This is a genomic window from Amycolatopsis plumensis, from assembly GCF_042652605.1.
GTDB lineage: Bacteria > Actinomycetota > Actinomycetes > Mycobacteriales > Pseudonocardiaceae > Amycolatopsis > Amycolatopsis plumensis.
In genome coordinates this window covers 673,857-691,850 of record NZ_JBHSJY010000001.1, presented here as the reverse complement: position 1 = coordinate 691,850, position 17,994 = coordinate 673,857, and the positions used below count along the sequence as shown (strand labels likewise).

The 17,994-nt window shown below is 71.8% G+C and carries 16 protein-coding genes; 8 read left to right on the top strand and 8 right to left on the bottom strand.

The window, feature by feature from the left end:
- Positions 1–13: 13 nt before the first annotated feature.
- The 4 genes from ACFPLC_RS03330 to ACFPLC_RS03315 are packed head-to-tail and all read right to left on the bottom strand — an operon-like array spanning position 14 to position 3,103.
- Positions 14–358, bottom strand: coding sequence for an STAS domain-containing protein (locus ACFPLC_RS03330; protein WP_378202156.1), 345 nt, complete (start codon positions 356–358; stop codon positions 14–16).
- The gene (locus ACFPLC_RS03325) at positions 355–1,584 is read right to left on the bottom strand and encodes a PP2C family protein-serine/threonine phosphatase (protein WP_378202153.1); all 1,230 of its coding nucleotides are present in this window, start codon (positions 1,582–1,584) and stop codon (positions 355–357) included. The genes ACFPLC_RS03330 and ACFPLC_RS03325 overlap by 4 nt, the downstream gene beginning before the upstream one ends.
- Entirely contained in the window at positions 1,584–2,384 is an 801-nt protein-coding gene (locus tag ACFPLC_RS03320; protein ID WP_378202150.1) for an alpha/beta fold hydrolase, read from the bottom strand. Before ACFPLC_RS03320 ends, ACFPLC_RS03325 begins: the two co-directional genes overlap by 1 nt.
- A gap of 50 nt (positions 2,385–2,434) precedes the next feature.
- Positions 2,435–3,103 carry a TetR/AcrR family transcriptional regulator gene (locus tag ACFPLC_RS03315; protein ID WP_378202147.1) on the bottom strand — a complete coding sequence of 223 codons (669 nt, stop codon included), beginning with the start codon at positions 3,101–3,103 and terminating at the stop codon, positions 2,435–2,437.
- 55 nt (positions 3,104–3,158) lie between these two features.
- On the opposite strand from ACFPLC_RS03315, the gene ACFPLC_RS03310 reads away from it, so the two are divergent.
- Positions 3,159–4,157 (top strand): hypothetical protein, encoded by a 999-nt coding sequence (locus ACFPLC_RS03310; protein ID WP_378202145.1) that lies wholly within the window; start codon positions 3,159–3,161, stop codon positions 4,155–4,157.
- Here ACFPLC_RS03310 and ACFPLC_RS03305 read toward each other — a convergent pair.
- The 4 genes from ACFPLC_RS03305 to ACFPLC_RS03290 form a co-directional block, all read right to left on the bottom strand.
- Complete coding sequence (locus ACFPLC_RS03305) at positions 4,147–4,521, bottom strand: STAS domain-containing protein (RefSeq protein WP_378202142.1); 375 nt, start codon at positions 4,519–4,521, stop codon at positions 4,147–4,149. The genes ACFPLC_RS03310 and ACFPLC_RS03305 overlap by 11 nt on opposite strands.
- A gap of 140 nt (positions 4,522–4,661) precedes the next feature.
- Entirely contained in the window at positions 4,662–5,630 is a 969-nt protein-coding gene (locus ACFPLC_RS03300) for a hypothetical protein (protein WP_378202139.1), read from the bottom strand.
- Between the two features lie 92 nt (positions 5,631–5,722).
- Positions 5,723–6,733, bottom strand: a complete 1,011-nt coding sequence (locus ACFPLC_RS03295; protein ID WP_378202136.1) for a GDSL-type esterase/lipase family protein — start codon at positions 6,731–6,733, stop codon at positions 5,723–5,725.
- Positions 6,730–9,501 (bottom strand): exo-rhamnogalacturonan lyase family protein, encoded by a 2,772-nt coding sequence (locus ACFPLC_RS03290; protein ID WP_378235686.1) that lies wholly within the window; start codon positions 9,499–9,501, stop codon positions 6,730–6,732. The genes ACFPLC_RS03295 and ACFPLC_RS03290 overlap by 4 nt, the downstream gene beginning before the upstream one ends.
- Positions 9,502–9,738: 237 nt before the next feature.
- Here ACFPLC_RS03290 and ACFPLC_RS03285 point away from each other — a divergent pair, with 237 nt between their 5' ends.
- The 7 genes from ACFPLC_RS03285 (at position 9,739) to ACFPLC_RS03255 (ending at position 17,958) form a co-directional block, all read left to right on the top strand.
- Positions 9,739–11,025 (top strand): ABC transporter substrate-binding protein, encoded by a 1,287-nt coding sequence (locus ACFPLC_RS03285; RefSeq protein WP_378202130.1) that lies wholly within the window; start codon positions 9,739–9,741, stop codon positions 11,023–11,025.
- 11 nt (positions 11,026–11,036) lie between these two features.
- Positions 11,037–11,978, top strand: a complete 942-nt coding sequence (locus ACFPLC_RS03280) for a carbohydrate ABC transporter permease (RefSeq protein ID WP_378202127.1) — start codon at positions 11,037–11,039, stop codon at positions 11,976–11,978.
- Positions 11,975–12,796, top strand: coding sequence for a carbohydrate ABC transporter permease (locus ACFPLC_RS03275; RefSeq protein ID WP_378235685.1), 822 nt, complete (start codon positions 11,975–11,977; stop codon positions 12,794–12,796). Before ACFPLC_RS03280 ends, ACFPLC_RS03275 begins: the two co-directional genes overlap by 4 nt.
- Positions 12,797–12,800: 4 nt before the next feature.
- Positions 12,801–13,349 (top strand): hypothetical protein, encoded by a 549-nt coding sequence (locus ACFPLC_RS03270; protein WP_378202121.1) that lies wholly within the window; start codon positions 12,801–12,803, stop codon positions 13,347–13,349.
- Positions 13,346–14,419: a LacI family DNA-binding transcriptional regulator gene (locus ACFPLC_RS03265; protein ID WP_378202118.1), complete on the top strand. Its 1,074-nt coding sequence runs from the start codon at positions 13,346–13,348 to the stop codon at positions 14,417–14,419. The genes ACFPLC_RS03270 and ACFPLC_RS03265 overlap by 4 nt, the downstream gene beginning before the upstream one ends.
- Positions 14,410–15,519: a glycoside hydrolase family 53 protein gene (locus tag ACFPLC_RS03260; RefSeq protein ID WP_378202115.1), complete on the top strand. Its 1,110-nt coding sequence runs from the start codon at positions 14,410–14,412 to the stop codon at positions 15,517–15,519. Before ACFPLC_RS03265 ends, ACFPLC_RS03260 begins: the two co-directional genes overlap by 10 nt.
- Before the next feature lie 171 nt (positions 15,520–15,690).
- On the top strand, positions 15,691–17,958 hold the full coding sequence (locus ACFPLC_RS03255; protein ID WP_378202112.1) for a cellulase family glycosylhydrolase: 2,268 nt from the start codon (positions 15,691–15,693) through the stop codon (positions 17,956–17,958).
- Positions 17,959–17,994: the final 36 nt, after the last annotated feature.

Below are 17,994 nucleotides of genomic sequence, written 5' to 3'. Positions count from 1 at the left end.
AGGCGCTCGCGGGTCAGTCTCTGAGCGCGTCTTCGGCGCTCGGGTAGGTCGGGAAGAAGTCCGCGAGACCGATCAGCCCGAACGTCCGGCTCAACCGGGCGGGGACGGCCGCCAGCGCGATGTCCGCCCCGGCCGCTTCGGCGACGTTGCGGGCCGCGATCAGCGCGGAAATCCCGCTCGAGTCGCAGAACGTCACCCCGCCCAGGTCCACCACCAGCACCTGCCCGCGCGCCAAGGCGAGCGCGGCCACCCCGGCGCGGAACCGGGGTGCGGTGGCCACGTCGAGTTCGCCCGCGACGGTCACCACCGCGCCGGCCCCCGTGGTGACCGTCGTGACGGAGAACGGGGTGCCGGTCACGGTCGATCGCCTCCGGGACGGGGAACGCTCAACGCCAGCAGGGCCGTGTCGTCCTCGACGCCGTCGCCGAAGCTCGCCAGCAGGCCGGTCACCGCCGCGATCACCGCCGGCGCCGTCGTCGGCGCGAGGCCGGACAGGTGCTCCCGCAGCTGCTCTTCGCTGTAGCGGACGCGGCCCTGCGTGCGGGCTTCGGTCAGCCCGTCGGTGTACAGCAGCAGCGTGTCGCCCGGCTCCAGCACGACGTCCACGGACGCGAAGCGCGCGCGGGGCAGCGCACCCACCAGCTGACCGCCCGGGCCGGGCAGGAACGCGGACGTGCCGTCGGCCCGGATCAGCAGCGCCGGTGGGTGCCCGCCGGTGGCGAGGGTGACCTCCGCGCCGCCGTCCCCGGGCCGGAGGCAGCCCTGGATGACGGTGCAGTAGCGCGGATCCGCACCCCGGTACTCGTGGTGCAGCACCGTGTTGAGGCGGTCCAGCACGGTGGCCGGGTCGGGGTCGATCACCGCGGCGGCGCGCAGCGTGTAGCGCGCCAGCGACGTCACCACGGCCGCGGCGGCGCCCTTGCCGGAGACGTCGCCGAGGAAGAACCCCCACGTTTCGCCGGTCAGCGGGAACAGGTCGTAGAAGTCGCCGCCGACCTCGTCGGCCGACGCGGGGTGGTAGTAGGCCGCGACCTCCACGCCGGGCACCTCGGCCAGTGCGGGCGGCAGCAGGGTCTGCTGCAGCGTCCGCGCGAGCCGCTGCACCCGGTCGCGTTCGCATTCGGCTTCTTCGCGCGCCCGCAGCAGTTCCTTCTCGTAGGCTCGCCGGTCGCGCGCGTCGAAGACCGTGGTGCGGATCAGTTGCGGCTGCCCGTCGGAGCCGGTCTTGACCGTCGAGGTCACCAGCACCGGCAACCGGGTGCCGTCGGCGGTCTTCAGCTCGAAGGCCACGCCGCCGAGCTCGCCCTGCATGCGCAGCAGCGGCGCGAAGTGCGTCTCGTGGTAGATCCGGCCGCCGACGGTGAGCAGCTCGGCGAACCGGCGCCGTCCGACGACGTCGTCGCGCTCGTAGCCGAGCCAGCCGAGCAGCGTCGCGTTGATCTTCGCGATCGTGCCGTCCAGCAGCGTCGAGAGGTACCCGCAGGGGGCGTGCTCGTAGAGGTCTTCCGCGCTGTCCTCCAAAAGGGCCGAGAATTCCGGTGCGGCACGCTCCTGACCACCCGGGCCGGGGTGGTCCTCGCACATCACGGTCCGCTCACGAACGCCGTGATCGCCGCGGCGGTCGCCTCCGGGGCGCTGAGCTGCGGGCAGTGCCCGGTGGCGGCCAGCGTCACCAGGGTGCTGCCGGTGATCTGCTCGTGGGTGAACCGCCCGACCTCGGGCGGCGCGATGGCGTCGTTCGCGCACTCGAGCACCAGCGTCGGCACGGAGACCTTCGCCAGGTCGGCCCGGTTGTCGGAGAGGAACGTCACCCGGGCCCAGACGCGCGCGATCGCGGGATCGGTGCGGCAGAAGCTGTTCGTCAGCTCCTCGCCCAGCTCCGGGCGGTCCGGGTTGCCCATGATCACCGGCGCCATCGTCGCCGACCAGCCCAGGTAGTTCGACTCGAGGGAGTCGAGCAGCTCGTCGATGTCGGCCCGGCTGAACCCGCCGCGGTAGCCGTCGTCGTCGAGGTAGCAGGGGGACGGCGTGAGCAGCACCAGCTTCGCGAACCGGTCCGGTTCCCGGTTGGCGGCCAGCACCGCGATCATCGCGCTGACCGAGTGGCCCACCAGCACGACGTCCCGCAGGTCCAGCTCGCGGCAGAGGGCCAGCACGTCGTCGGCGTAACCGTCGAGGCTGCCGTAGCGCTCGGGGGTCCAGGCGGACAGGTCCGAGCGCCCGGCGCCGGTGTGGTCGAACAGCACCACCCGGTACCGCCGCGCGAGTTCCGGGACGACGAGGCGCCACAGGTTCTGGTCACAGCCGAAACCGTGGGCGAGCAGGACGGTCGGCCCGTCTTCCCGGCCGGTGACGGTCACGTTGTTCCGGGCGCGCATGCTCACGGCGCACATCCTGCCATCGACCCGTGCGGAACGTGGGCTGAGCGGCGATTTCACCGCCGCCGCTGTGCGAAGCCGTCCAGCAGGCAGTCCAGGCCGAGCTCGAACCGGGAGTCCGCGGTCAGGTCCGGCATGTCCGTGACCCAGGCGGAGAGCGAGTCGTCGGCCATTTCGGCCGCGTACGCCTGCAGGTCGTCGGTCGAGCCGATGCCGAACCGCTCGAGCATCACGAGTTCCCGGCTGACGCTCATCGCGGTACCGGTGACGTAGTTGTCCAGCAGCGAGGCGTACGCGACGGCCGGTGTGAGGCCGGCGCCGTCCAGGACCGTCAGCTGGAAGGCGGCCCGCCGGAGGGTGCGGGGGCCGAACGGTGGCCTGCCGTCGACGAGCTCGGCGTACCAGCGGTGCCTGCCGATCATCGCCCACAGGCTGAGCGCGAGCCCGCGCAGGTCGGCGCGCCAGTCGCCGCTCGGCGCGGCCGGCACCGCGACCTCGGCCGACACCTCGTCGAGCATCAGGTCGACCAGGCCGTCCTTGTTGAGGACGTACCGGTACAGCGACATCGGCGTCGACACGCCGAGCGCGTCGGCCACCGCGCGCATGGTCAGCGCGGCGACGCCGCCGGTGTCGGCGACCTCGATGGCCGCGCGCACGACCGACGCGCGGGTGAGCGCGTTCTTCCGCCCCGGGGGCTCCGGGTGGTGCCAGATCAGCTGTGGCATGCGCGGAGTGTACAGCGTACAGTCGAGTGTACGACGTACATTCCGGGAGGGTCGGATGCAGCTCAGGGGGATCAACTACGACACCGGCTTCGGGGGCGCGGTGGGGGATCGGTCACGCCGCGAGTTCGAGCCCGAAGTCGTGCGGCGGGAACTGGAGATCATCGCGGCGGACCTGCACTGCACCGCGGTGCGGATCAGCGGCGACGACCCGGACCGCCTCGCCGTGGCCGCGCACGCCGCGATCGACGCCGGGCTGCGCGTGTGGTTTTCGCCGTTCCCGATGGACCTCACGCCACCGCAGCTGGCGCCCTACTTCGCGGACTGCGCCCGCCGGGCCGAGGAGATCCGGGCCCGGGATCCGGAAACCGTGCTGGTGCTCGGCTGCGAGATGTCCCTGTTCTGCGCCGGCTTCGTGCCGGGCGCCTACCTGCTGGAACGGCTGCGCAACGCGATGGACCCCGCCGCGTGGGCCGGGTTCACCCGCGAGTGGGACTTCGGCACGGTGCTGCGGGAGCTCACCGAAGCCACGCGGCGGCACTTCGGGGGCAAGGTCACCTACGCCGCCGGGGACTGGGAAGAGATCGACTGGGCGGACTTCGACTTCGCCGCCGTCAACCTGTACCGCTCGGCCGCCAACGCCGACGACTTCAGCGGGCACGTGCGGAAGCACCGAAGTCACGGAAAGCCGCTGGTCATTACGGAATTCGGCTGCTGCACGCACCGGGGCGCGGCCGACGCGGGCGGAACCGGGTGGACGATCGTCGACTTCGAGTCCGACCCGCGGGCGCTGAACGGCGACTACGTCCGCGACGAGGCCGGCCAGGCCGCGTACTTCACCGAGCTGATGGACGTCTTCGAGGCCGAGGGCGTGCACGGCGCCTTCTGGTTCACCTTCGCCGGCTACGAATACCCGTCCGATCCGCAGCCGCGGCGTGACCTGGACCTGGCGAGCTACGGCGTGGTGAAGGTCCTCACGGGACAGCGCGCGTACGCCGGGCTGGCGTGGGAGCCGAAGGAGGTCTTCCACACCCTCGCGGCCCGGTTCAGCCGGTGAGCGCTTCTTCGCGGGTGGCGGCGACGGCCAGCGCCTCGTGCAGGCCCGTCAGCTGGAGGGTGCGGTTGACGACGCCGGATTCGGGCGCGACGACCCGGACCCGGGTGCCGGTGCCGGCCTCGCGGCGCGCCTCGAGCAGGACCGTGATGCCGATGGACGCGAGGAAGGACACTTCGGACAGGTCGATCACCAGCAGTTCCGGCCCGTCGGCGAGGGCGGCGGTGACGCCTTCGCTCAGGACGGGGGAGCTGAGCAGGTCGACCTCGCCCGCCACCGCCAGCACGACCGCGCCGCCGGAGTGGTGAGCCGTCACGCGCACGAGATCCTGGGGCCGGACGCGGTTGCCGTCAGCGGTCACGATCACCCCTGGTCTGCATGGCGGGAATCCCTTCTCGTCGAGCGGCCGGTCCGCTCCGGGTCGGTGATACCCCGCAATCGCGACAACGAAACATCGGGCAACGACCCCGAACGGAGTCACGGCCGTGGGTCGTCCACCAGAGCAGGTCAGCGCAGTGGCTCCGCCCGGTACCGGCCGATCCGGTCGGCCAGCCCCCGCACCGCGGCATCACCCCGGTGCTGGCGCAGCAACCGCTCCAGTGGCGCCAGCCGGTCCTTCGGCCGGACCGAGCCCAGCTGCGCGGCCAGGCCGACCGCTTCCTCGCCGACCCGGGTCGCCTCCTCGAAATCACCCCGGAGAGCGTGGTTCTGCGCGAGCATGATCAACGTCAGCGACCGGCTCCGGGCCATGTCGGCGCCGTAGCGGTCCGCCGCTCCGGACAGCTGGACGATCGCTTCGCCGCTGTGGCGGGCCGCCACCGCGGTGGCCAGCTCCGTCAGCACCGTGCCGCGCATCGCCGCCATGTCCGTCTCGCGGAAGAACGACTCCCACGGCCGCGGTTCCGGCCACGAGCCCGCCTCCACGAACGCCGCCTCGGCCTCCCCCAGCCGGGTCAGCGCCGCCTGCTCGTCGCCGCCCATCGCGAACGCCCACGCCTCGTTCGACGCGAGGATCGCCATGGCCCGGCGAGAATCCGAGTGGCGCGCAGCCTCCCGGCCCCTGGCGAACTCGGCGAGCGCACCGGAGACGTCGTGGCGGTGCAGGTGCACGCGGCCGAGCCGGTAGCGGATGTTCGCCACCAGGCTGTGGTTGCCCGCCTCGGCCGCGATTTCGAGCGCGCGCCCGAACCGGCGCCGGGCCGGTTCCCCGCGTCCGATGTCGAACTCGGTCCAGCCCAGCAGGTTGTGCACATCGGCCAGCACCGTGTACAGCCTGGCCCGCAACGGATCCGAGACGGTGCCCCAGTGCAGCAGGAGGCTCGCCGTCTTGACCACCCGGACGGCGTCCCGGCAGAACCCGCCGCCCTGCCGGTAGTCCAGGGCCCGCAGGACTCCGACGGCCGCTTCGAGCTCGGCGACGTCAGTGCTTTCGATGCTGATCGGAAGGGGCTCGCCATCGCCTGTCGTCGTCACCATGACCTCACCTCGCGCAGTGCGCACGCATGGTCGGGGTTACCGGCGCCAGGGAAATACCCACGACGGGTCCGGCGGAAACGGGCGATCACCCGTCAGGGCCGCAGGAACCGCGCGACCGGCAACCGGGCCTGGCGCATCGCCCGGGCGACGAGCGCGGCGAACTGTTCGGCGCCGTACCGGCTGAGGTGGGTGGCGTCGTCGACGCCGTCGTGCGCGAGGGTCAGGTACAGCGGCCACGACGCGGCCTCGCCCAAGCCTTCCACCAGGACCTGGCTGCGCGCGGTCAGGTCGAGCAGCGGGAGCTTCCGCTGCCGGGCGACGTCGCGCAGCACCGCGGGCAGGTCGACGCCGAGGTTGTTGACGACCAGGCCGAGCGGGGTGAGCTTGCCGTCCGCGCCGAACCGGTGCCGCACCGGCGGGGTGACCACGACCGGCGCCCCGCCCTGCGCGCGGACCCCGTCGAGGAGGGTGGCGAGATTGGCCCGGTAGTCGTCCTCGGTGGTCTGCTTGTCGTTGTGCGCCAGCTGGATCAACACTGTGTCGCCGGGCCGGATCATCGGCCGCACACGGGCGAAGTAGCGGGGGTCGGCGAGGTAGCTGACCGTGCTCGCGCCGGATTGGGCGTAGTTCCGCACGCTCGGCCCGGCGCGGAAGAACTCCGGCAGGGCCTGGGCCCAGCCGTTCTTCGGCGGGAACGTCCAGTCGGACGCGGTGGAGTCGCTGATCACGAAAATCCGGGGCGCCTTCGGTTTCGGCGTCACGATGATCCGGGCCGGCCGCGGGGCCGGGCCGGTGAGCCGCACCTGCAGGCCGGGTGTGCCCGGCCCGTCCTCTCCGCTCGGCATGCCCTCCGGCGTGCGCACCTCGACCGTCACCGACCGGTGGACGTACCGGCCCGGCCGGGTGTCGACCGGGGCGAGCGCGATCCGGCGGGCTTCCACGTCGAGGCCGGTCTGCCCGGTCAGGAGCGCCTCGATCTCGTAATCGCCCGCGGGCACGGCGAACGAGCACGTGCCGGCGCACACCGTCCACCGTGGAGCCGCGTCCGCCGGAGCGGCCCCGAGCGTGAACGCGGCGGCCAGGGCGAGTCCGAGGAGCTTCACGGCGCTTCCTCCGGGGCGATGGCGAGCAGGGCGATCGTGGCCAGGTTCCGCTGGGCGAAGTCGTTGGTGGCGAAGGTGGCGAAGTCGCCCGCGGGATTGGTCGTGGTGCGCGTGGGAATCTCGGTCACCGGACCGGCCACGGCGGACCCGGCGACGCGTTCGGCCGGCGGCCACGGCTTGCCCGCGGGATCGCTGGTGAACTGGTCCCAGCCGCGCTTGCGCAGGTCCGCGTCGCCGAGCTGCTCGCCCGCCCAAGCCGTGACGCGGGAGTAGATGGTCTTGAACAGCCCGGGGTTGAAGTCGCGACCGTACCGGGCGATCTTCTCGGCCGGCGGCGCCTGCGCGTACCGGGCGAAGTCCAGGTAGGTCCGGCGGAATTCCGGGACGTCGACCAGGTCGAGCGTCTCCCAGAGGATCTGCTCGCCGAGGAAGGCCATCGCCAGGTTGTAGCCGCCCTCGAAGTCGCCCTTCTCCAGGTTCACCAGGTGGCCGGTCGCCGGGTCGAAGCCGACCGCGCCGCCCGCCTCGCCGGTGAAGAGCCCGGCGGGGAAGGTGGCGATGTCCTTCATGCCGGTGACGATCCGGTCGCGCCAGCGGACGTCGCCGGTGCGTTCCCATTCCGTCAGCCAGTTGCCGGCCAGGGCGTACCAGTCGGGTCCGATGCGGACGCGGGCGGGCGCCTTCGTCTGCGGCGGCAGGACTTCGCGCAACGGGTCCACCGTGCGCAGCGTCTCGTCGGCCTGCAGCGACGACCGGATCAGGTCGCCCAGCAGCTCGTCGGCGGTGAGGTAGTAGGAGAACCGCTTGGTGAACGACTCGCCGACCCGTGCCTCCTTGGCGCCGTCACCCCAGTGCACGACCGCGTGCCGCGACCCGAGCCCGGCGAACCGGCCGCTGTGGTGGGTGTCCACTTCGGACACGTGCTGGGTCATGGCGTGCGCCAGCCGGAACGTCCGGGGCTCGCCCGAGCGCAGGAAGGCGTACCAGAGCAGGGCGTCCGTGCCGAGTTCGGCGTTGTCCCAGGCGTACCCGCCGACGTCGTAACGCCATTCGTGGCGGTCCGCGTCGTAGGTGTGCATGACGTCGCCGTAGTGCCAGAACCCGTACCACTCGCGCTCGTCGACCTGGTCGGCGTAGAACCCGATCTCGCGCGCGATCCCGTCTTCGAGGGCCGCGCGGGCGGGCGTGCTGCGGTCGGGCAGGCTCCAGCGGCCGAACACCCCGGCCGCGTGGTAGGTGGCCGGATCGGTGACGAGCTGCGGCGGGGTGGTCAGCGTGGCCGAGAGCGCGGCGATCGTGTCGCGCGGCGGGGTGGCCGCCAGAGCCCACAGCCGCAGTTCCGTCGAGCGCACCATGCCCTGCGGTGTCGCGAAGCCTTCTTGGACGTCTTCGTAGGACAGATCGAGTCCGTGGGCGATCGTGTCGTAGGTGCGCAGGTCCATCGCCGGGGCCAGCGGCGAGTACGACCACAGTGTCACCGACGCGGTGTCCGTGGCCGCGCCGCGGATGTCCAGCGAGCGCGGGGCGCGCTGCCAGAAGTCGCGCAGCCCGAAGCCCAGCCCGCCGGCGGGACCGCCGACGTAGCCGAAGCCGGACGCGCGGTCGCCGTGGCCGGCGTGCTTCAGCCAGCTGCCCGCGGCACTCGTGCGCTTCCACACGGCGAAGTGCCGGGCGGACTCCTGGAACAGCGTGAAGTCGTTCCACAGTGCCAGATTCCGGTAACCGTCGCGCACCTGCTGGCCCCACTGGGCGACCGGCGGGGTGGCGGTGCCGTCGGTCTGGGCCTTCCGGACCGCCGAGCCGGGATCGCGGCGCAGGCCGGTGAGCACCCGGACGGGTTCGCCCCAGACCCCGCCCGCGGCCGTGCCGAAGCGGACGTGCCGGTTGTGCGGTTCGTCGGTCAGCGGAACCGAGAACCGCAGGCCGAGCCCGCGGACGAAGTCGTGGTTTTCGTCGGCATCCCAGCGGAAACTGTGCACCACGCGCAGGGAGTCGTCACCCGCGCCGAGGTACACCCGCATGGTCCAGGGCAGGATCGCCCGGGTGCCGCGGCCGCGGTCGCGCCGGTACCGGCCGGTCAGCTTCACCACCGCGCGCACCGGGCCCGATTGCTCGATCTCGGCGCGTTCGACGATGCCCGTCCAGTCCTCCCGGCGGGGCGCCCGCGTGTCGTCGGCGTCGTCCGGCTGGTCCTGCAGTCGCAGCACGAGCTCGCCGTCGCGGGCGACGACCCGCCCGGCGCGGGAGAGCGACGGCACGGCGACGGCCCCGGTCGTGGCGAGCTTGAGCTCGACCGTTCCGTTGGTCACCACGATTTCGCGGGGCGACCGGCGCACGGTGACCGGAACCGGTGGCGGGGCGGGTGTCCCGGGTGCCAGCGCGAAGGTGTCCGCGGTGGCGGACGACGTCACGGCGTGCCCGGTCCACTTGACCGAGCCGTCCGGCCAGTACGCGAGCGGCCACGACTGCACCGGGACCGGCGTGCCGTCGCCGGCGTGCAGGGCCAGCGGGACGTTTCGGGCCAGCGTTCCGCGCGGCCACGGGACGCCGAAGGCGCAGCCCACCGGGGCGGTGGGCCGGCCGTCCAGCCAGTGCAAGGGCACTTCGCCGCCGCCGGGTGCCGCGGTGCCGGTGGCCGCCGCGGCGGCCACCGGTGGGGTGACGGCGGTGGCGGCCAAGGCCGACACACCGCCGAGGAAGACCCTGCGGGAAAGGGGGAACTGCGGGGACATCGCCGGCCTCCGGATCAGCTCGATGAACCGATTCAAGCCAGAGCGTTCCGGCGTTGTCAACCCGGCCGACCCGAACAGTCCAGTACCTGAGTAAGCGCTTTCTCGATGATCGGATGAACGCGTGCGTCCGTTCGACCGATTCGAAAGTATCGACGCTTTCGTTGGGATCTTTGCTGGTTGACGCGGCCCGCGCGCGGACTTACCGTGCTTGAACCGATTCAAGACCGAATTCCGGTGAGCTCGCCCGGTGGTGGTCTCCAGAAGGGAATTTCGATGAACCGACGGTTCGGGGTGCGCGCCGGCCTGGTGGCGGTCGTGGCGGTCACGCTGGCGGGGCTGGTCACGGGGTGCGGTGGCGGCGGCGAGGCGTCGGGGCCCACGACGATCCGCTTCGTCTGGTGGGGCAACGAAGACCGCGCCAAGGCCACGAAGTCCGCGGTCGAAGCGTTCATGAAGGACAATCCGGGCATCACGGTCCAGACGGAGTACGCCGCCTACGACGCCTACTTCCAGAAGCTCTCCACCCAGGTCGCCGGCGGGGCGTCGCCGGACCTCATCCAGCTGGACCGGGCGACGCTCGGCGAGTACCAGCACCGGCACGTGCTCGAGGACCTGAGCCCTTACGTGGGCAAGGCGATCGACGTCACCGGGATCGCGCCCGCGCTGCTGGCCGGCGGCAAGATCGAGGGCAAGCAGTACGCCGTGCCCGGCGGCCAGACCACGCAGATGCTCGCCTACGACCCTGAGATCTTCGCGAGGGCGGGCGTCGAGCCGCCACCCGCGCCCGGTCAAACCTGGACGTGGGCGCAGTTCGGCGAGAGCCTGCGCAAGGTGGCCGCGACCGGGGTGGCCGGGACGACCGACTTCGGCTGGGCGATCGACTGGTTCGAGGTCTGGCTGCACCAGCACGGCAAGCAGCTCTACGCCGACGACGGCAAGCTCGGGTTCACCGCCACCGACCTGACGCAGTTCTGGACGCTCACCGGCGGCCTGCGCGCGGACAAGGCCGTCACCGCACCCGAGGTCACCACGAAGATGGACGGCTCGATGCCGAACTCGGGGCTGGTCACCAAGCGCGCCGGGTCGGAGATCAACTACGACTCCAGCCTCAGCGCCTACCTGTCGAGCTACGGCCCGGGCATCAAGGCGGCGCCGCTGCCCGCCGACGGCCCGGCGTCCGGCATGGCCGCCATGCCGCCGGTCACCTTCGCCGTCGCCCAGCGCTCGGCGCACAAGGAGGCCGCCGCGAAGCTGCTGAGCTACCTGGTCAACAACCAGCAGGCGGGCAAGCTGCTGGGCGTGGCGCGCGGGCTGCCGCCGAACACCGCGATCCGCGAGCAGGTCTGCGGCGCGGCCCAGGCCGCCACGAAGGCGGTGTGCGACTACGAGAAGTCGGTCGCCGACCGGATCGGCCCGGCCACCGGCCTGTGGCCCACCGGGGCCGCGGCGGTCAAGCGCGACTTCCAGCGGGTCTACGACGACGTGATCTTCGGCCGCACGAGTGTCGCCGACGGGGCCGCCCGCGTGGTGCAGACCGCGCAGCAGTCACTCGGATCCTGACGGAGGAGCGCATGACGCAAGCTGTGCTGGAACGGCCGGTGACGCGGGAACGGGCCAGGCCCCGCCGCCGCCGGGCCGACCAGGGCACGGGGTACCTCTTCCTGTCGCCGTGGCTGATCGGCGTGCTGGTGCTGACCATCGGCCCGATGATCGCGTCGCTGTACCTGTCGTTCACCGACTACGACCTGTTCGACGCGCCGCACTGGGTCGGCCTGGACAACTACACGACGATGTTCACCCGCGACGACCGGTTCTGGCACGCCGCCGGCGTCACCGCGCGGTACGTCGGGCTGTCGGTGCCGCTCAAGCTCGGGTTGGCGCTGGCCGTGGCGATGCTGCTGAACCGCGCCCACCGCGGCGCCGGGCTGTACCGCTCGGCGTTCTACGCGCCCTCGCTGCTCGGCGCGAGCGTCAGCCTCGCCCTCGTGTGGCGGGCGATGTTCTCCACCGGCGGCACGGTGGACCGGGTGCTGGCCGCGTTCGGCCTGGACACCGGTGGCTGGGTCGACCAGCCGCAGTTCGCCCTGCTCGCCGTGATCGCGCTGGCCGTCTGGCAGTTCGGCGCTCCGATGGTGATCTTCCTGGCCGGGCTCAAGCAGATCCCGAAGGAGCTGTACGAGGCGGCGGAGCTCGACGGCGCCGGCGCGGTCCGCCGGTTCCGGTCGGTGACGCTGCCGATGCTGTCCCCGGTGCTGCTGTTCAACCTGGTGCTGGAGACCATCCACAGTTTCCAGTCGTTCACCGGCGCGTTCGTCGTCAGCAGCGGCCGCGGCGGGCCCGGGGATTCGACCCTGCTCTACACGCTCTACCTCTACCAGCGCGGTTTCACCGACTTCCGGATGGGCTTCGCCTCGGCGATGGCGTGGGTGCTGCTGGTGGTGATCGGCGTGCTCACCGCGCTGCTGTTCCGCGGGTCGCGCCGGTGGGTGTTCTACGCGGGGGAGGGCCGGTGACCCGCCGGTCGTGGGGGTGGCACCTGCTGATGGTGCTCGTCCTGGTGGTGCTCCTGTATCCGGTGGGGTGGCTGATCTCGGCGTCGTTCAAACCCGCGGAAGAGGTGCTGGCCGGGCTTTCGCTGCTGCCCGTGCACGCCACCGGTGACAACTACACGCAGGTGTTCGGCGGGGTCGCCGGGTACAGCGTCTGGCACTACTTCGGCAACTCACTGGTCATCTCGGTGGGCGCGGTGATCGGCAACGTCGTGTCGTGCTCGCTGGCGGCGTACGCCTTCGCCCGGCTGCACTTCCGGGGCCGCGGGCCGATGTTCGGGTTCCTGCTCTCCACCATCATGCTGCCGCAGCACGTCGTGCTCATCCCGCAGTACGTCATCTTCCAGAAGCTGGGCCTTGTCAACACGTTCTGGCCGCTCGTCCTGCCGAAGTTCCTGGCCACCGACGCGTTCTTCGTCTTCCTGATGGTGCAGTTCATCCGCGCGCTGCCCGGGGAGCTGGACGAGGCCGCGACGATCGACGGCTGCGGGCCCGTGCGCACCTTCCGGTACGTGATCGCGCCGCTGCTGCGCCCGGCGCTGATCACCACCGCGATCTTCACCTTCATCTGGACCTGGAACGACTTCTTCTCGCAGCTGATCTACCTCAACGACCCCGCAAGTTCACCCTGCCGCTCGCGCTGCAGATCTTCGTCGACCAGACGAGCCAGTCGGCGTTCGGCCCGATGTTCGCCATGTCGGTGCTCGCCCTGCTGCCGATCGGGCTGTTCTTCTTCGCCTTCCAGCGGTACCTGGTCGAAGGCGTGGCGACCTCGGGACTGAAGGGATGAACACGCGGTACCGCTCGCTGACGCTGCTGGCCGAAGTGCTCTTCGTCGGCCTCCTGGCCTGTGTGGCTTCGGTGTTCGCCGTGACGTCGTTGGCCGCGGCGGCCGCCGGTTCCGTCGTGCTCACCGAGCTGGCCGCCGACGCCCGGACGCCGACCGTGCGCCGGTTCGCCCGGCTGTTCGGCGCGGCCCTCGGCCACCCGGTGGCGGTGCTGGCCCCGGTGGGCCTGCTGGCCATCGGGGCCGTCGACGTCGTCGCGGTGCTGGGCGGGCTGCCCGGCGGCCGGGTGTTCGGGGTCGTCCTGGGGCTGGTGCTCGCGGGGCTGCTCGCGGCCGGTCTGCGGGGCGCGGCGGCGTGGCGGCCGGGTCTCCGGTGGCCCGGGGTGCTGGCCGACGCGGGCCGCGAGACGGTCTCGGACTGGCGGGGCAGCGTCGGGCTGGTCGTCGCCGTCGTGGTCGTGGCGGTCGTCGTCGCGCAGGCGCCGGCCTTCGTGGTCGTCGCGCCGGGGTTGCTGGTGCTGGCCGCCGTCGCGGTGCGTGCGCGGTGAAGGCGCCGATCGGCATCCGGGACGTCGCCCTCCGGGCCGAGGTGTCGGTCGGCACGGTCTCCAACGTGCTCAACCGCCCGGACGTGGTCGCCGCCGCCACCCGCGCGCGGGTCCTCGCCGCCATCGACGCGCTGGGGTACGTCCGCAACGAGCCGGCGCGCCAGCTGCGCTCCGGCACCGCCCGCACGATCGGCCTGGTGGTGCTCGACGTCGGCAACCCGTTCTTCACCGACGTCGCCCGCGGCGTCGAAGAGGCGGCGAGCGAAGCCGGGCACGCGGTGATCCTGTGCAACAGCGGCGAATCCGTGACCAAGGAACGCGGGCACGTCGAGCTGCTGGCCGCCCAGCGGGTGCACGGCGTGCTGATCACGCCGGTGCAGTCCGGGCCGGCGCAGGTGCGGTGGCTGCGGGAGCGGGGGATTTCGGTGGTCCTGCTCGACCACCCGACCGCGGAGGCGGACCTGTGCTCGGTGGCGGTCGACGACCGTCACGGCGGCGAGCTCGCGGTCACCCACCTGCTGGCCGAGGGGTGCGAGCGGATCGTGATGGTCACCGGCCCGCCGGGCATCCACCAGGCGGCCGAGCGCCACCGCGGCGCCCGCGACGCGATCCGGCTGGCGGGCCGCCCGCCCGAGGTCCTCGAGGTGCTGACGGCCCCGGCCCTCAACGTGGCGTGCGGCCTGCGGGCCGGCGAGCAGCTGCTGGCCAGGACCGTGCGGCCCGACGCCGTCTTCTGCGCGAACGACCTGCTTGCGCTGGGCCTGCTCCAGGCCGCGGTGCGGGCGGGCCTGCGGGTCCCGGAGGACCTGGCGATCGTGGGGTACGACGACATCGACTTCGCGGCGGCGGCCGCGGTGCCGCTGACCTCGGTCCGCCAGCCGAGGCACGAGCTCGGCCGCACGGCGGCGGCCCTGGTGATCGCGGAATCGCAGTCGCCGGCCGAGCACGAACACCGCCACGAGGTGTTCACCCCGGAGCTGATCGTCCGCGAGTCGAGCCGCCGCCCGCGCCCCAGCCGCCACTTTCCCGTGAAAGCTCCGCCGGAAGAGAGGAAGAACGAATGGATCTGACCCGCACCGGCCGCCTGGCGACGGCGGCCCTGCTCCTGGTGCCCCTCGTCCTGCCCGTCCCGGCGGCTTCGGCCGCGAACTCCCTCACCATGCTCGGCGCGGACGTCTCGACCGCCCAGCGGGCGCTCGACCTCGGCGCCACGTACACCGACGCGGGCGGGGTGGCCCGTGATCCCCTCGACATCCTGAAGGGCGCCGGCGTCAACTACGTGCGCCTGCGTGTGTGGAACAACCCCCGCAGCGGCTACAACAACAAGGCCAAGGTGCTGCAGTACGCCCGCACGGTGAAGGCGAAGGGCCTCAAGCTCCTGGTCGACTTCCACTACTCCGACACGTGGGCCGATCCCGGCACGCAGACCAAGCCCGCCGCCTGGGCTTCGCACTCCATCGGCCGGCTGCAGACCGACGTGTACGACTACACCTACGACGTCTGCTCCGGGCTCAAGGCCCAGGGCACGACCCCGGACAGCGTGCAGATCGGCAACGAGATCAACGTCGGCATGCTCTGGAACGACGGGAAAGTCGTGAACAACGACTTCACCAGCCTCGGCCTGCTGCTCAAGGCGGGGTACAACGCCACCAAGGCCTGTAACAGCGGTACCCAGGTGATCGTCCACACCGCGGACGCCGACAGCGACGCGCACGCCCGCTGGTTCTACGACGGCATCCGCGCCCAAGGCGTCCCGTGGGACATCACCGGCCTGTCGTACTACTGCTACTGGCACGGCACGACGGCGAACCTGGCCGGGGTGGTGTCCGACGTGCGGTCGCGGTACGGCAAGCCGGTCGTCCTCGCCGAGACGGCCTACCCCTACACGACGGCGAACGACGACAACACGCCGAACACCATCTCGGCCGCGCAGCCGTGTGCGGGGTACCCGGCCACGCCGGCCGGGCAGGCGGCGAACTTCACCGCCGTGCAGGACACCGCCCGCGCCGCCGGCGCGATCGGCGTCTTCTACTGGGAACCCACGTGGTACGCGGTGAACGGCAACGGCTGGGATCCGGCCGACCTCACCGGGTCCGGGAACGGCTGGGAGAACCAGGCCGTCTTCGACCACTCCGGCCGGGTCAACCCGCAGGTCCGCTGGCGAGCGTGACCACCACGGACAGAAAACGCTTTCTCGAAGCGGTGGCACGGGCCGCTTAACGTTCAGCAGATTGGCCGTTTTCCGTCCCGCAGCCGGTGTTCCGGCCGTGGTTCGCGTGTTACGGTGGGATCGCTCCCAGCCTGAAACTTTCCTGTCGAGTCGTTCTCCAGGAGGTCGGTAATGCACTGGCGATTCCTTCGCGCGCTCCTGGCCGGCTTGCTGCTGGTCGCCGGGGCCCTTGTGGCCCCCGCCGCGGCCGGGGCGGCGACCCCCACGCGCGTCATGGCGCTGGGCGACTCCATCACCGGGTCGCCCGGCTGCTGGCGCGCGCTGCTGTGGAAACACCTCCAGGACACCGGCCACGCGGGAGTGGACTTCGTCGGCACCCTGCCGGCGCAGGGCTGCGGCTTCGCCTACGACGGCGACAACGAAGGCCACGGCGGGTTCCTCGCGACCGGGATCGCCCGGGACAACCAGCTGCCCGGCTGGCTGTCGGCGACGCACCCGGACATCGTGCTGATGCACCTGGGCACCAACGACGTCTGGAACGCCATCCCGGCGAGCGCGATCCTCGACGCCTTCACCACGCTGCTGGGCCAGATGCGGGCCGCCAACCCGGCGACCAAGCTGATCGTCGCGAAGATCATCCCGATGAACCCGGCCAACTGCGCCGCCTGCGGCCAGCGGGTGGCCGACCTGAACGGCGCCATCCCCGGCTGGGCGCAGGCGCACTCCACGGCGGCGTCGCCGATCACCGTGGTCGACCAGTGGACCGGGTTCGACACCGCGGCCGACACGACCGACGGCGTCCACCCCAACAACACCACCGGCATCCAGAAGATCGAGAGCCGCTGGTACCCCGCCCTGGTGGCGGCGCTCGGCCCGGACACGCCCACCGCGACCGGCCTGCACGTCGACGGCACCCGGATCCTCGAGGCCAACGGCAGCCCGTTCGTGATGCGCGGGGTGAACCACGCGTACGTCTGGTACCCCGGCCAGAACCGCGCCTTCGCCGACATCAAGTCCTTCGGCGCCAACACGGTCCGCGTCGTCCTCGGCAGCGGCCAGCGGTGGGGGCCGACGCCGGCCGCCGAAGTCACCGGCGTCATCGGGCAGTGCAAGCAGAACCGGCTGATCTGCGTCCTGGAGGTGCACGACACCACCGGGTACGGCGAGCAGAGCGGGGCCGCCACCCTCGACCAGGCCGCGAGCTATTGGATCAGCGTCGCCGATGCCCTGAAGGGCCAGGAGAACTACGTCGTCATCAACCTGGGCAACGAGCCGTTCGGCAACGACCAGCAGGTCAGCGCGACCTGGACGACCGCGACGAGCAACGCGATCAAGCGGCTGCGGGCCGCGGGGCTGCAGCACCTGCTGATGGCCGACGCGCCGATGTGGGGCCAGGACTGGCAGAACATCATGCGCGACAACGCGGGCACGGTGTTCGCCGCCGACCCGCAGCACAACACGGTCTTCTCCATCCACATGTACGGCGTCTACGACACCGCGGCCGAGATCAACGCCTACTTCGACGCCTTCCGCACCGCCGGGCTGCCGCTGGTGGTCGGCGAGTTCGGGAACATGCACACCGACGGCAACCCGGACGAGGACACGATCATGGCCCAGGCGCAGGCCCGCGGCCTGGGCTACCTCGGCTGGTCGTGGAGCGGCAACAGCAGCGATGTCGCCTACCTCGACATGACGACCAACTTCGACCCGGCGAGCCTGACGCCGTGGGGTGAGCGGTTCCTCAACGGCGCCAACGGCATCCGGCAGACGTCGAAGGAAGCCACCATCTACGGCGGCGGCCAGGCGGACACCCAGGCGCCCTCCGTTCCGGGCACGCCGTCCGTGTCGGGCGTGACTTCGAGCAGCGCCACGCTGAGCTGGACGGCGTCGACCGACGACGTCGGCGTCACCGGCTACGACGTCCTCCGGGCCCCGGGGACGAGCGGGGGCACCTTCGCGGTCGTCGGTTCGGCCGCGACGACGTCGTACACCGACAGCGGGCTGGCCGCGTCGAGCACCTACCGGTACCAGGTGCGGGCCCGGGACGCCGCGGGCAACACCTCGGCGGTGTCCGGGACCGCGACGGCGACGACGAGCGCGGGCGGCGGCACCGGTGCGTGCAAGGTCGCCTATGCCGCCTCGAACTGGGGTGGCGGCAACGGGTTCACCGCCAACGTCACCATCACGAACACCGGCGCGAGCGCGCTCACCGGCTGGACGCTGGCCTTCACCTTCGCCGGTGGCCAGCAGGTGACCCCGCCGGGCTGGGGCGCCACCTTCGCCCAGTCCGGCGGTGCCGTCACCGCCAAGAACCTGAGCTGGAACGGCTCGCTGGCACCGAACGCCTCGACCGGCATCGGCTTCAACGGCACGTTCAGCGGCACCAACCCGGCGCCGACGGCGTTCACCCTCAACGGCAGCACCTGCTCCGCCGCATAACCCGGCATCCCCTCAGGACAGTATTTCCCAGGACAA